At 52.4% G+C, this 14,537-nt stretch carries 12 protein-coding genes; 3 read left to right on the plus strand and 9 right to left on the minus strand.

The window, feature by feature from the left end; translation table 11 throughout:
* Positions 1–41: 41 nt before the first annotated feature.
* Together IEV46_RS06475 and IEV46_RS06480 are read right to left on the minus strand one after the other, a co-directional pair.
* Positions 42–428 carry an Hsp20/alpha crystallin family protein gene (locus tag IEV46_RS06475; RefSeq protein WP_188431103.1) on the minus strand — a complete coding sequence of 129 codons (387 nt, stop codon included), beginning with the start codon at positions 426–428 and terminating at the stop codon, positions 42–44.
* Between the two features lie 97 nt (positions 429–525).
* Complete coding sequence (locus IEV46_RS06480) at positions 526–666, minus strand: hypothetical protein (protein ID WP_188431105.1); 141 nt, start codon at positions 664–666, stop codon at positions 526–528.
* Between the two features lie 410 nt (positions 667–1,076).
* On the opposite strand from IEV46_RS06480, the gene thiD reads away from it, so the two are divergent.
* Both thiD and thiE read left to right on the plus strand, forming a co-directional pair.
* Positions 1,077–1,922 (plus strand): bifunctional hydroxymethylpyrimidine kinase/phosphomethylpyrimidine kinase, encoded by an 846-nt coding sequence (gene thiD, locus IEV46_RS06485; RefSeq protein WP_229735940.1) that lies wholly within the window; start codon positions 1,077–1,079, stop codon positions 1,920–1,922.
* A gap of 55 nt (positions 1,923–1,977) precedes the next feature.
* Complete coding sequence (gene thiE / locus IEV46_RS06490; protein ID WP_188431107.1) at positions 1,978–2,646, plus strand: thiamine phosphate synthase; 669 nt, start codon at positions 1,978–1,980, stop codon at positions 2,644–2,646.
* 194 nt (positions 2,647–2,840) lie between these two features.
* Here the strand turns inward: thiE and pyc are convergent, their stop codons facing one another.
* The 5 genes from pyc to IEV46_RS06515 form a co-directional block, all read right to left on the minus strand.
* Positions 2,841–6,287, minus strand: coding sequence for a pyruvate carboxylase (gene pyc / locus IEV46_RS06495; RefSeq protein ID WP_188431109.1), 3,447 nt, complete (start codon positions 6,285–6,287; stop codon positions 2,841–2,843).
* A 240-nt stretch (positions 6,288–6,527) separates the two neighbouring features.
* Positions 6,528–7,310, minus strand: a complete 783-nt coding sequence (locus IEV46_RS06500; protein ID WP_188431111.1) for an enoyl-CoA hydratase/isomerase family protein — start codon at positions 7,308–7,310, stop codon at positions 6,528–6,530.
* Between the two features lie 174 nt (positions 7,311–7,484).
* Complete coding sequence (locus IEV46_RS06505) at positions 7,485–7,724, minus strand: hypothetical protein (protein ID WP_188431113.1); 240 nt, start codon at positions 7,722–7,724, stop codon at positions 7,485–7,487.
* Between the two features lie 18 nt (positions 7,725–7,742).
* Complete coding sequence (locus IEV46_RS06510; protein ID WP_188431114.1) at positions 7,743–8,306, minus strand: glycine/sarcosine/betaine reductase selenoprotein B family protein; 564 nt, start codon at positions 8,304–8,306, stop codon at positions 7,743–7,745.
* Positions 8,307–8,619: 313 nt separating this feature from the next.
* On the minus strand, positions 8,620–9,171 hold the full coding sequence (locus IEV46_RS06515; protein ID WP_188431116.1) for a DJ-1/PfpI family protein: 552 nt from the start codon (positions 9,169–9,171) through the stop codon (positions 8,620–8,622).
* Positions 9,172–9,358: 187 nt separating this feature from the next.
* On the opposite strand from IEV46_RS06515, the gene IEV46_RS06520 reads away from it, so the two are divergent.
* The gene (locus IEV46_RS06520) at positions 9,359–10,600 is read left to right on the plus strand and encodes an MFS transporter (protein WP_188431118.1); all 1,242 of its coding nucleotides are present in this window, start codon (positions 9,359–9,361) and stop codon (positions 10,598–10,600) included.
* Between the two features lie 347 nt (positions 10,601–10,947).
* On the opposite strand, the gene IEV46_RS06525 is transcribed toward IEV46_RS06520, so the two are convergent.
* Complete coding sequence (locus tag IEV46_RS06525) at positions 10,948–12,216, minus strand: MFS transporter (protein ID WP_188431120.1); 1,269 nt, start codon at positions 12,214–12,216, stop codon at positions 10,948–10,950.
* Positions 12,217–12,484: 268 nt separating this feature from the next.
* A partial coding sequence (locus IEV46_RS06530) for a condensation domain-containing protein (RefSeq protein ID WP_229735941.1) occupies positions 12,485–14,537 on the minus strand: 2,053 nt, incomplete at its 5' end.

A 14,537-nucleotide genomic window follows, 5' to 3' on the forward strand; every position in this document is an offset into this window, starting at 1 on the left:
AACAGTCCCGCGGACACTGGTGGCAGCCCGCGAGACCCCCCTTATTTATTTCCGATCATTCGTTTGGGCAGACGAACAGTCAGGCGTTTTGCTTTCGGATCCATCTCAGTGATCATACCAGAGGGATTCACCGGTCCCGGCAGATAGACATTGAGGGTGAACCGGCATTGCATCCGTTCCCTCCCTTCATCCCTCCCCGTGGAGCCCGAAATGAACAGAACGTTACTTCCCTCCACCCGGACATCCATTTCGTGATGGGGATTCAGAGAAGGAATGTCCACCCGGATCACCACTTCGGCAGGAGTTTCCTCACATCGAACCGACGTCCGGTTTTGATCCAGATCGTGGGAGAGCCTTTCCATCTCCATCCACATCTCTCCCATCTCTTCGTACAACATGGACTCAAACCACGGTCGAAGCCATCCCAACCGCATCACCTCCCGGGGGCTTCATTCCTTCTTGTCAGACTATGAAAGCGAGTGGATCCAAGTGAGCTTTTGGGGAATGGAATCCGCGGGAAACGAATCAATAATAGGGTCCGAAATATCTGCCACCCCACCACCAGAAGAAAGCGAAAAACAGGAAAATGGCAACAATGACCGCGATTGCAATCCACCAACCCCATCTCCATCCCCATCCATAATCGCTGGTCTTCACCTTGCTCAACTGTCAGACCTCCTTCCTCCACAGTGACTCCTTACAGGATATTCTCAAACAACTCCATCGGTATAGACTGCCGCCCAAGTTTCCATACTCTTCAAAGGAACAAGCCTTTCTCTCGCGAAGGAAGAGATCCTTTGGTACAATAGGAGAAACAGTGTCCCCGGGATTTTCCCCTGAAAACATCCGGTAGACCAAAATCTCAGAGACAAACATGAAATGAGTGCAACCCCTGTAAGACGGGAGTCCGGGGAACCGGGCTGAGAGGGCAGCTGAGTAGCCCGCTGCCGACCGTATCACCTGATCTGGATCATGCCAGCGAAGGTACAGAGAGGGGAATGGTATTTTTATACCTCCACTTCTGACCAGCGCCGCCGGCATTCCGGCGGCATTTTTCTTTTTAAGGAGTGAGTCAGTTGATCACAACATCGAGCAGGATTTCACGGGCACTTACCATCGCAGGCTCCGACAGCGGCGGAGGTGCGGGAATCCAGGCTGATCTCAAAACATTTCAGGAATTGAACGCCTTTGGAATGTCTGCAATCACTGCTGTCACCGTCCAAAATACCTTGGGAGTTCACGGAATCTATGAACTGGATGCCGAAATCGTCGCTCGCCAAATCGATGCCGTAGTTGAAGACCTTGGTGTGGATGCTTTGAAAACCGGGATGATCTCCAACAGCTCCATTCTGGAAATCATCGCTGACAGGGTGAAGAGGTACCGATTGTCCCCTCTGGTGGTCGATCCAGTGATGGTGGCCAAAGGGGGAGCCCTCCTGTTGGAGAAATCCGCCCAACACACACTAGTGAACACCCTCATCCCACTGGCCCGGTTGGTAACACCCAACCTGCCGGAAGCCGAAGTCCTCACCGGCAAGAGATTGAACACCGAGGACGCCCGAAAGGAGGCCGCTCGACAGATCCTGGACATGGGTGCCGAAGCTGTGGTGATCAAAGGGGGGCATCTGGAAGGGGAGTTCTCCACGGATCTCCTGTTTGACGGGGAATCCTTCCACACTTTTACCTCCCCCCGAATCTCAACCCGACACACCCATGGAACCGGCTGTACTTTTTCCGCCGCGGTCACGGCGGAGTTGGCAAAAGGACGCCCATTATTGGAGGCGGTTCGCATCGCCAAAGAGTTTGTCACCCGGGCAATCGCTCATCCCCTGGAGCTGGGCGGAGGACATGGCCCCACCAATCACTGGGCATTCCGTCAATATCGTAACCAAACTGTTATCTCCAGCTCTCCCCGGACATAGGATGATGATTGGGCTTAGAACCAAAACTATCAAATAACAAGGGGAGCGTGAGCATATGCCGGTTTTACCTGCAAATCTCCGGCTCTATTTTGTGATGGGGAGCCAGGACTGCAAGGGGCGGGATCCGGTTTGGGTATTGCGGGAAGCGATCCATGGCGGCATCACCATGTTTCAATTCCGGGAAAAAAAATCATCTCTTACCCTTTCCCAAAGAGTATTCCTCGGTAAAAAACTGCGGGATGTCTGTGCCCGGCAGGGGATTCCCTTCATTGTAAATGACCGCACTGACCTGGCCATGGTATTGGACGCCGACGGTGTCCATGTAGGCCAGGAGGATCTGCCTGCCGTTCAAGTACGCCGCCTGTTGGGACCCGAGCCCGTGCTCGGCGTTTCCTGCAGCAATCCGGAAGAAGCGGACAAGGCAACCCAGGCCGGCGCCGATTATATTGGAGTCGGCTCCATGTATGCCACCCGTTCCAAACCGGATGCCGGTGAACCGATCGGGCCCTCCGGTATCCGTCGAATTGCCCAAATGGACAACTCCCCTCTTCCCATCGTCGGGATCGGCGGCATTCATCGCCACAATGCCAAAGCCGTGATCCAGGCCGGAGCGGAAGGAGTCGCAGTCATCTCCGCGATTGCCGGAGCCTCTTCCCCCCGTCGGGCGGCAGCGGAACTGAGAGAAACAGTGGAGCGAACCCTTATGGAACAACAGGCCATCTAACGGAAAAAACTGGATCGTACTCACCGTCGAAAAATACCTCCTGTACTGAAATGTCGTGAAACAGTACCGGGGGAATGGACAATGATCAACCAGCGCAACCACTCGTTAAAAACGCACGAAATTACAGAGAAAAAAAGGCCGGGAATGATTCCCGGCTTTTCTTCAACGGTGATTTGTTTGTGATCCCCGGAGGGTCAAGATCTCTTTTCGAGCTCGATCAGCAGATCCCCGCTTTCAATTGCATCCCCTGCCTTTGCATGAACTGCTTTTATCACTCCAGATAATGGAGATTGCACCGTCGTCTCCATCTTCATCGCTTCGGTGACGATCAAGTCCTCCCCTTTTTCCACTTCATTGCCGGGCTCCACCATCACTTTCAGCACTTTCCCCGGCATGGAGGCACCAATCTGTTCCTCATCGGAAGGATCCGCTTTACGGCGCACTTCCACGGAAACTTCGGCGGACCGGTCAAAGATCGTGACTTGCCGCGGTTGTCCGTTCAATTCAAAGTATACGATGCGATTCCCCTCGGGACTGAGAGAGCCGATGGACATCAATTTCACAATCAAGGTCTTTCCCTGCTCGATCTCCACTGCCACTTCTTCTCCCGGCCGAAGCCCATAGAAAAAAGTGGGGGTATCCAAAGCAGAGATCCGTCCGTATTCATTGGATATCTTCTCTTTCTCCAAAAAGACCCGGGGATACATGATATAGGACATCACATCGGTCCGTGTCACCGGACGGCCGACTTTTTCCTCCAGTTCCTTTTCCACTTTTTCAAAGTCCACCGCTGGCAACCTTTCCCCAGGACGATGGGTAAAGCTTTCCCGCCCCTTGAGAATGATCCGCTGCAATTTTTCAGGGAAACCGCCGGGGGGCTGTCCGAGATACCCCTGGAAGAAGCGGACGACAGATTCGGGAAAGTCGAGGCGCTCTCCCCTTTCATAGACATCTGCTACCGTCAGGTTGTTCTGAACCATGAACAAGGCCAGATCTCCAACCACTTTGGAGGAGGGGGTCACTTTGACGATATCCCCAAACATCTGATTGACGATACGGTAGGCCTCTTTCACTTCATCCCACCGATCCCCGAGGCCGACCGCTTTCGCCTGTTGATGGAGGTTGGTGTACTGCCCGCCGGGCATCTCATGCTTGTAAATTTCGGTGGTCGTCGATTTCATCCCGCTTTCAAAACCAGCATAAAAAGGACGGACATCTTCCCAGTAATGGGCCAATTGTTGCAGATGATCCAGATCCAACCCCGTCTCTCTATCCCTGCCTTCCAGAGAGGCTACCAGGCCGTCCAGACTGGGCTGGGAGGTCAACCCGGACATGGGACTCAATGCGGCATCGACGATATCCACGCCTGCCTCATAAGCTTTCAGCAAGGTGGCCAATTGATTGCCGCTAGTATCGTGGGTGTGAAGGTGGATAGGAAGTCCCACTTCCTGTTTGAGGGTCCGGATCAACTCATAGGCGGCATAGGGTTTCAGAAGTCCGGCCATATCCTTGATGGCCAAAATGTGGGCCCCCATCCGCTCCAGCTCTTTCGCAAGGTTTACATAGTATTGAAGGCTGTATTTATCCCGTTTCGGATCCAGGATATCCCCGGTGTAACAGATGGCCGCTTCAGCCACCTTGCCGGATTCCCGGACGGCATCGATCGCCACCTGCATCCCCGGGGTCCAGTTCAAGCTGTCAAAGATGCGGAAAACATCGATCCCGGCATCGGCGGAGAGTCGGACGAACTCTTGAATCACATTATCCGGGTAGTTGGTATAACCGACAGCATTGGCCCCGCGCAGCAGCATCTGGAACAGGAGATTGGGAATCCTTTCCCTGAGGCTTGTCAACCGCTCCCAGGGATCCTCATTGAGAAAACGCATACTGGTGTCAAAGGTGGCGCCGCCCCACATCTCCAGGGAGAAAAGACCGGAAGCCAGTTGACTGGTCGCCTCGGAGATCCGCAACAGGTCATGGGTTCTCACCCGGGTGGCAAAGAGAGATTGGTGTGCATCCCGAAAGGTGGTGTCCGTGAGCAACAACCGACGTTGCCCCCGAATCCATTCCACCAAACCCTCCGGTCCCTGATCCTCCAAAACTTGCTTCGTCCCCTCAAGGGAAGACCGTTGTTGGGAAAGATCGGGAACCCGGGGGGATGAGAAGGAAGGTTTTTCTCCCTTGGGCAAACCGGGATGTCCGTTCACCACCGTCTCCCCGATGTAGTTCAGCAGTTTGGTCCCCCGGTCACGCATCGACGGATAAGCAAAGAGTTCCTGTCTGCGGTCGATAAAAGTGGTGTCATAATCTCCGGAAAGGAAATCGGGATGTTGGACGACGTTTTCCAAAAATGGAATATTCGTTTTCACACCCCGGATGCGAAACTCCCGCAACGTGCGCAACATCTTGTTGGCAGCCTGTTGAAAGCTGAGAGCCCAGGAGGACACTTTGACCAGAAGTGAATCATAGTGAGGGGTGATGTTGGACCCCAGATAGGCGTTTCCCACATCAAGCCGAATCCCGAAGCCGCCACCGGAACGATAGGCGAGCAAACGGCCGGTGTCCGGCAAAAAGTTTTGTGCGGGATCCTCAGTGGTGACCCGGCACTGGATGGCATAACCGTGGGTGGTGATCTCCTCCTGCGGCGGGATGCCCACCTCCGAGGAATCAAGAGTATACCCCTCGGCGATGCGAATTTGTGACTGGACGATGTCAATCCCGGTGATCATCTCGGTGATCGTATGCTCCACCTGGACCCGGGGGTTCACCTCGATAAAATAAAATCGATGATCCGGCGTCACCAAAAATTCCACCGTCCCCGCATTGGTGTAACCGGCAGTTGTCATCAGCTGCAGGGCCGCTTCACAGATCCGGTTCCGCAATTCCTCCGGCAGGGAAACACTGGGGGCAACTTCCACCACCTTCTGATGTCGCCGTTGGATCGAACAGTCCCGTTCAAAGAGATGAACCATATTCCCCTGTTTGTCCGCAAGGATCTGCACTTCGATATGCCGGGGATTCTCCAGGTATTTTTCAATATAAACCTCTGCATTTCCAAAGGCGGACTTCGCTTCGGAACGGGCCCGGTCCATAGCTTCCTCCAGTTCCTCCGGACCGCGGACGATTCGCATCCCCCGCCCGCCTCCGCCGGAAGCAGCCTTAATGATCACCGGGTAACCGTGCGTCTCCCCGAACCGGATGGCTTCCGCCAATGAATCGACAGGCTCCGTAGTGCCAGGGATCACCGGGATTCCCGCTTTTACTGCCATCTCCCTCGCATCCACTTTATCCCCGAACATCCGGATCTGTTCCGGCGAAGGTCCGATAAAAACGATCCCCTCTTCCCGGCACCGGTTGGCAAACTCCGCATTTTCGGACAAAAATCCATATCCGGGATGAATCGCATCCACGTCATGACGCTTGGCGATTTCGATGATCCCTTCCATATCCAGATATGCTTCGATCGGGCCTTTCCCTTCCCCGATCAGATAAGATTCATCCGCTTTGAAACGGTGGAAGGCTGTCATATCCTCAGTGGAATAGAGAGCAACCGTCCGAATGCCCAATTCTGTACAGGCTCGAAAAATACGAATGGCGATTTCACCACGGTTGGCAACCAGTACTTTGTTGAACTTCCTCATGAATCGTTTCCCTCCCCTTCCCTGATCGGTAAACAGAATCCTTCGGAATCCGGCCTGCGGGAACAAGGAATGATCCAATCCTGTCTTCGCCGGATCCTCACAGCAGCATCGGTTCTTGCTTACGTGAAAGTTTACAATATACTTTCCCCTGAATAAAGATGCAATCTTTAAAAAACCATTCCTTTTTCCGGGAATGTGGAGGGGCATTCCGCCATTTTCAGATTTTCCGATTTTCCCCAGTTACCGTCCCTTGAATTTCGGTACACGCTTTTCGAAGAAAGCGGCCACTCCCTCGCGATGATCGGCGCTCCTGCCACAGACGGTCTGCTCCCTGGCCTCCGCCTCCAACAGGGTGGGAAGATCATTTTCAAAACTCTTCAAGAAATTGCGCTTCATTCCCGCAAGTGCACCTGTGGGCGCCTGCGCCAACCGCCGGGCATATTCCTCCACCGCCGTATCCAACTCCTCCGCCGGAACCACCCGGTTCACCAACCCCATCGTGTAAGCCTCCTCAGCCCCCAACTTCCTCCCTGTCATCGCCAGTTCCAGTGCCCGGCTGTAGCCTACGATGCGCGGCAGAAAGAAGGTGGCCCCTGCATCCGGCACCAAACCGATATTGACGAAAGCCATACTGAGAGAAGCGTTATCTGCGGCAATCCGGAAATCACAAGCCAGAGCCACGCTTAAGCCGGCACCGAAAGCCGGACCTTGCAGAGCGGCCACGATGGGCTTGTCCGCCTCCACCATCCGCATCAGGAGCAGGTTGTAAGTCTCCTGCAAAATCTTTCCGTAATCCGCCTCCTCCCCGAATTCCCGACTGACACTGAGATCGGCTCCGGAGCTGAAGCCCTTGCCGCTTCCCTTCAGGACGATACAACGCACCTCCTGATCTGTAACAGCTTGATCCATGGCTTGAATCGCTTCTTCATGCATCTTCATATTAAAGGCATTAAACGCCTTTGGCCGGTTAAAAGTGATTGTTGCCACTCCACCCCGGGTCTCATACAAGATGGTTTCAAACATTTGCTGCACCCTTTCTGTGATTTTTTCAGTGACATCTGTCCCTTCGCCACACTCTTATCCATAATACAAAAATCATGCCACTCTTTGCAAAAATGGATCAAGAGATTCCCTGATGGCGGGCGATCTGCCTGAAGAGCCACAGTCACTCAACAGAATGACTGTGGCTCTTGATTATCATCCAGTGGTTTTCCCCGTGATCATCTCCCCTTTTTTCGCCTGAACCAAAGCATCCAGACACTGTTTCAGTGCATCCAGCTGTTCTTCTTTTCGGTTGGGTCGACCGATCGGGTTGCCCAGTTTGCGGGGAAAATAGATGGACCTCGGCACACCCAAAGCCTGGGTGGTCTCCGGCAACAGAGTGACTGTGATCGTGGAAATTCCCCTTTTCTCCAACTCCAGTGCAATCAGTCCCACGGACCGATGACAATGCCCTCAGCCAGGGGTTAAAATCGCCAAATCCACCTGATCATTCACCAAGATCCCGGCTGCTTCCGGAGCCGTTTCATTCACCAACCGCTTTGGATCGGAGATCCCCCCCTGAAAACTGACATGACGGGGAGCCACACTGCCGATGGTTTCTTCCTGTTGAAGGCGGTGGAGTGTAGCCAGGGGAAACATCACTTCCAAATCCATCTTTGCATCGCTGTGATCATAAAAGAGATGACTGATAACGATCTCCTCCGGGGTGGAATTTGCCGGTATGATCCGGTAGGAACAGTCCCCGGCTGCATCGTTCAGGTCAAATGGGGTATGACTTTTCAGAATCACCCCGCCGGTAGACACCAGAGCCACGCGACTTTCCGAAACCGGTTTGTTCAATGGTGTCCAGGGGATGTCGCCGCTCCATTCTCTGCTCATCTTCACATGCAGGCGATCATAAAAGCGGGAGAAGCGGGGGGATTTCTCCATCAAACCGTTAACCCACCTTGAACGGGCCATCTTTCCCATCATTCTTTTGCCAAAAGCGACTTTTGAGGAGGATGGGATGTCATTCATAGAATCAACTCCTTTTGCAACTAATTTTATCAAACGGATCGTTTTGCTCCACCTCCCTGTGTGTAAATATTTTGAACAAGGCCTCTCCCGAAAACATTTCCCGGTAACCTCGTGGGGTTCCCGAAGGCATAAAAAAAAGCCATCGTCTCTGGTATGATCACTTCTACAACCGTGAACGCTTTCAAAACCGGTTAAATTACTTGAACCCGGTGAGTACCGGGCTCGGGCAGCTTAATATTTGTGGCTTGTTTTAATGTATTGTCTACGTGACAGGGCTAAGATCAGCCCGGAGCAGGGGCTATTTCCCATGTTTTCACTTGCTCAACAGTTTCAGAAACTCTTTCATGAACCCGGGCAGATCCGGCCAGGCGTGACCGGATACCAAATTTCCTTCCACGTGCAGATTTTTGTCGATGTATTTGGCGCCGGCCCGCTCCACCTCTGGGCGGCAGGTGGTGAATGCGGTCATCTCCCTCCCCTGGACCGCCTCCGGAACCACATCAAATACCAAAGCCGCGTGGCAGATCGCACCCACAGGCTTGTTTGCCGTGAAGAAATGGGTGACGATCTCCGGCACCTTCTCATGCATCCGGATATGTTCCGGTGCACGCCCTCCGGGAATGACCAGACCGTCAAACTCAGCCGGATTCACCTCCGCAAAAGATGCATCGGCGTCCAGGCCATAAGCGAACTTCTCTGTAAAGGTCTCCATGTGAGGTTCAAAATCATGCACCACGGTCTGTAATTTTTTCTTCTTGGGCGCTGCGATGGTAACCTCGTGTCCTTCTTCCAACAACCGATAGTAGGGATAGTAGACTTCCAGGGCTTCCACCGCATCACCGGTCAGGATCAAAACCTTTGCCATGGGGTGGCCTCCTCTTTTTTTGATGGTGTCAAATATATTTATATCCTTCCCGCAGGGGAACAAAACTGATTTTTAGTGCCTTCAAAGAATGAACTTTGCTAAGATGGGATCAGATATAAAAAGAGGGGTGCATTCCGATGTAATCCAGGAACTCACCAACAACATCATAGAAGAAGGTGATCCCGCGATGAGGAATGCACACCTCTCCTTCCGTCTGTTGTGGTTGAGCCAAGCCTTGGCCAATCTGGCGGACGCCTATTACATCATGGCTTTGGTGACCCTGTTGTACAAAGCCACAGGATCTGCCGCCTATGCTTCTACCATGCCTTTGCTCCGGGTGACTTCCCAGATGATCAGCGGTCTGTTGGCACCGTGGTTGCTGGACCGGTTTTCCCTGAAATCCATCCTGGTGGCATCCCAGACGGGACAAACATTGCTATTGGCAGCCCTCACATTTTATGCTCCCCTTCTGTGGGAGGGAGGATTTGCGATTGGATTTGCCCTCGTGTTTGCCATCTCTTTTCTGGACGGTTGGACCGTTCCGGCGCGAAATGCACTGGTTCCCCGGCTGGTGAAAAGGGATCGGCTGGTTCGGGCCAACAGCCTGATCTCCACCACGGACCAGATCGTTCTGTTGGCGGGATGGTCCACAGGTGGGATCTTGGTGGCCTGGCTTGGAGCGGAGGCCACCCTGTGGATCAACCTGACACTGTTTGCTCTTTCTTCTGTCGCCATATGGTTTCTGAGGGATCCATTTCAGGGAGAAAAACCGACGGGGGCGGCAACCGGGACCGTTTCCCGACGTGGGAGAATGTCGGAGGGGTGGGCGATGATCTGGAATCATCCCCTCCTCCGCCGCGTCACACTGATGGATCTCACGGAAATGTTCGCCGGAGTCATCTGGATTGCAGCGATCAGCATGGTCTTCGTCACGGAAGTACTTCATCAAAGCACAGAGTGGTTCGGGTATATCAACGCCGGTTACTACCTGGGAACTCTCCTCGGCGGGATCCTGATCCTCCGATTGTCTGATCGAGTGCAACAACGACTGATTCCGGCAATGATCACCGGTTCCGTGATTAATTGCTTGTTGACTTTACTGTTCACTTCAATCCCCTTCGCACCTTTTGCCTTGTTTCTGTCCGTATTGATGGGGCCTTTTTATCAATTACGAGATATCGCCCAACGGTCCCTTCTTCAGGAAACTGTCGATAACCGTTCTCTTCCCAAGGTGTTCGCCGCCCACGGAACCTTGATGTACGGAGCCTTCGGCCTTTCCGTCAGCATCGCGGGCATCCTTGCCGATGCCTTCGGTGTTCGCACCGTCTATTATGGAGCAGCCGTACTTCTGGGAATCTCCACCTGGATCGGATGGAGCCTCCGACGAAGTCGGGAGCCCCATTGCACCATGAAACAGGAAATTTCGTGAGGCCTTGGTCTGATAGCCGGAGTTTTGGTTATGGCCCCGCCACACAGGCGGGGCTATGGAGCGATCTTTTCCCGATGCCCCATAGGGAAAGGTCGCTCAGCTTTTTTGGGAACCTTGGATTTGTGACTGTTTCAGATCCATCATTCTGAAAAACCCATGTAAGACGAAGAAGGCTAGAAGTATTGTGATTTACTGCGTTTGAAGGCGGTCAGGATTGGGTTTCACATGACCTTTTCGTTGTTCTTTCGATCCAAAATTACTCCATGTGAAACTCAACCCTCCCTGTGAACGGCTTTTTCACAATGCTTCTAAGCCCTCTTACACTCCTTCGTTTATCTCCTACTCACTCAAGCACTTACTGAACCTTCTTTTTGGTCCGATGATTTTACCCCTTTGCTGATCCTGAAAGAGACCATCAGCACACTCCCACCGAACAACGCCAATGCCAAACCCGAACCGAAAAACACATACCCCACCCCAAAAATCTTGGCCAAAAATGCACCGATGGAAGGGGAGACCAACATGGTGGTGTTTTGAACTGCATTGGCAGTGGCGGAAACCCGCCCTATCAGGCGTTGGGGTGTTTCCATTTGCATAATGTAGCCGAAAGGGATGAACACTGCGGACGAGGCCATTCCCAACAGGAGAAAAACGATAAACCAGAAGTAGACCCCACCGCCAATGATTTCCAATCCGCCCAACCCCATCAACAATACCTGCAGACCGGCTATGGCGCAACCGATGGACATCATCGCCAGCGGACGCTTTTGCCATACAGCGAACTGTCCGACCACCACCGCACCGACTACACTTCCCAAGCCAATGGCGCTTAAAACCATACCAAAAACCTTCTCATCCATATCCAAATGTTTCGTCCACAACGGCAATAAGCCGTCATACATAAAATTGATAAATAATCCAACCGTGATGGAGAGAGTCGCAATAAAAAGCAATCGATTGGTGAGCACATGCGCCCAACCTTGCCGAAACTGAACCCAATATCGTTCTTTTTCTTGTGTCGGCTGATGATCGGAAGTTTGGTTCTTTAATGCTGGAAGTGTCACAAGAAGTAATGCTGATAACAGAAACAATGCACCCTCAACCAAAAAAGCACTTCGCGCCCCGGCCATACTGACAAAAACAGCTCCCAGAATCGGAGCAAAAACTTTGGTGGACTGAACCGAAAATTGACTGAGTGAAATGGCTTGCGGAAGGCTTTCTTTGGGAACTATCATCCGAATCGCGCTTTGTCTTGCCGGATCAAAAATGGCTCCGAAACTTCCCTTCAAAAAAACCAAAGGTAACAATACATAAATATTGGGAGCCCAGTACAGCCCGAGAACAATAAAAATTCGTATCAGATCGCTAGAAATCATCACCGCCCGTTTCGGCAAACGATCGATCCAAACACCAGCAATCGGACCCACCAGCACCCATGGAAGTCCAAAGGTGATTACAAGGGCCGCCACCGCTTCCGGTCCCAGATCCCATACATAAACAATCAATGTGTTCAACGCAATAAAGTCGAGCCAGTTCCCCAGGTCCGACAGCACTTGCGCAATAAAGATCTTTCCATAATTACGTTGTCGCAAAGGAACAAATATCGTTTGTTTCATCCTTGCAACGCCAACCCTTCCTGTTGATCAGGGCCAATCGGGACCCATTTGACAATGATCAGCCTCAAGTGGAATGGTAATAAAATATTATGTATAGGTTGTTAAAACTATTGGGAAAGGGACGAAAACAGGGACACGATCGACTCTTTTGAGTAAAATTCCCCCAAACATTTCACCAAAAGAGTCGATCTTTTGCCCCTCATTTCAAAATTTCTCCAGATTCTTTGTCAAGCTCCCGGAGGACTGTTATTTGATATGACACCCAACCTTATTGAAACAACTCATCAAGTTCCTCTTCAACTAACGCTGCATCAGAACGTAATTGAATCTCACGCAAACGCTGTTTTGGATTTTCGATCACACTTTCGAGGATCGATCTGTATTGGTCAATCATTCGTTCAATCGTCTTCTCTGCAAACAAGTCCGTACTGTACTCCACACTGCCAACCAGTTGATCCCCTCGTTCTTCGACGAAAAACGTCAGATCGAATTTCGATGACTTACGTTCCACTTCACAAAAGGTCATGGTCACATCTTGGCAGACAACACTTGCCGGCCTCTCCTGTTGAAATCCAAACACCACTTGACACAAGGGCGAGTAACTGCGATTGCGCTCAGGTTGCAATTCTTCAACCAGTTTCTCAAAGGGAACATCCTGGTTGGCATACGCTTCCAAAGCCACTTTCTTCACTTGTTGCAGCAACTCTTGAAAAGTCGGGTTTCCGGACAGGTCCGTCCGCAGCACCAACGTGTTGACGAAAAAGCCGATCAGCCCTTCAATTTCACTGCGATTGCGATTCGCAACCGGAAAACCGACCACAAGGTCCTCCTCCCCGGACTCACGGAACAACAAGGTCTTGTAGGCAGTTAACAGGGTCATGAAAAGGGTCACCCCTTCACGGCCGGACAGTTCTTTCAGTGCGGAACTTACTCCTGTCGGCAGCTCGAAGAATCTTACCGCACCTCGATAGGATTGCACCGGTGGGCGTGGGTAATCTGTCTGCAATGCGAGGAGCGATGGTGCATCTGCAAGACGGTGGGTCCAGTATTGAAGTTGTCGATCCAATCTGTCCCCCTGTAACCACTGCCGTTGCCACGTCGCATAATCCGCATATTGAACCGGAAGTTCCGGCAAGGGCGACGGTTGTCCCTTCACGAAAGCTTCATACAGTTTCCCCAGCTCCTGAATCAATATGCCGTTAGACCAACCGTCCGTAACAATGTGATGCAAGATCAGCACCAGCACATGTTCATCTTTCCTTAATTTGAGCAGATGACTGCGAAACAGAGGACCCTGGGTCAGACTAAACGTCTGCTCTGCCAATTGTCCAATCAATCTCTGAACCTGCGTGCTCCGGAATTCCACGCCCTCCTCGCTCAGATCAATCACAGGAATTTTCAATTCCGAGGGCACCGCCCCGATGATCTGCACAACACCGCCGTCCACCTCTGTGAAAGTCGTGCGCAACACTTCGTGACGAAGGACAAGCTCCCGGATGGCAGTCGTGAGGGCTTGTTCGTTCAGATCTCCCTCGATGTGCAATGGCAAGGGAACATTGTACAGAGCACTCTCTCCCTCCAGTTGCTCCAGAAACCACAGGCGTTGTTGAGCAAAGGAAGCAGGCATTGCATGAGTACGCGCAACAGGTGCCAATGACACCCTCCGTGTAGATTCCAATACAGCTCTGTCCACTTGTTCAGCCAGCTCGGCGACGGTCGGCGTTTCGAACAGTACACCTACCGGAAGTTCAACATTCCAGGTGTTGCGGATGCGGGAGATCACCTGAATCACCAACAAAGAGTGACCGCCCTTTTCGAAGAAATGTTCATGTACACCCACATGCTCTACACCGAGCACATCTGCGAAAATCGTTGCCAGCAATTCTTCTGTCAATGTACGTGGAGCTCCACCCCTTCCTTCCATCGGGTCCTGACTGGGAGGTGGAAGCAATTGACGGTTCACTTTGCCGTTCAGGGTCAACGGAAGTGCATCCAGCACTACGATGGCGGTTGGCACCATGTAGGAGGGCAGCAAATCGGCAAGATGTTGCTTCAAATCGCGAAGGAGCCCTTCATATTCTTCGGAAACCGTCACATAGGCGACCAAGCGCGGATCCCCCGGTTTGTCTTCACGCAGGATCACCACCGCCTCTGCAACTGCCGGGTGTCGGAGCAACACCCCTTGGATTTCACCGGGTTCAATACGGTAGCCACGCAACTTGATCTGATCGTCCAACCGTCCCAGATATTCCAGGTTCCCATCCGAAAGATAGCGGGCCCTGTCCCCTGTTTTATACAACCGGGAACCCGGCTCCTCCGAA

Source organism: Kroppenstedtia guangzhouensis, from assembly GCF_014637345.1.
Taxonomy (GTDB): Bacteria; Bacillota; Bacilli; order Thermoactinomycetales; family DSM-45169; genus Kroppenstedtia; species Kroppenstedtia guangzhouensis.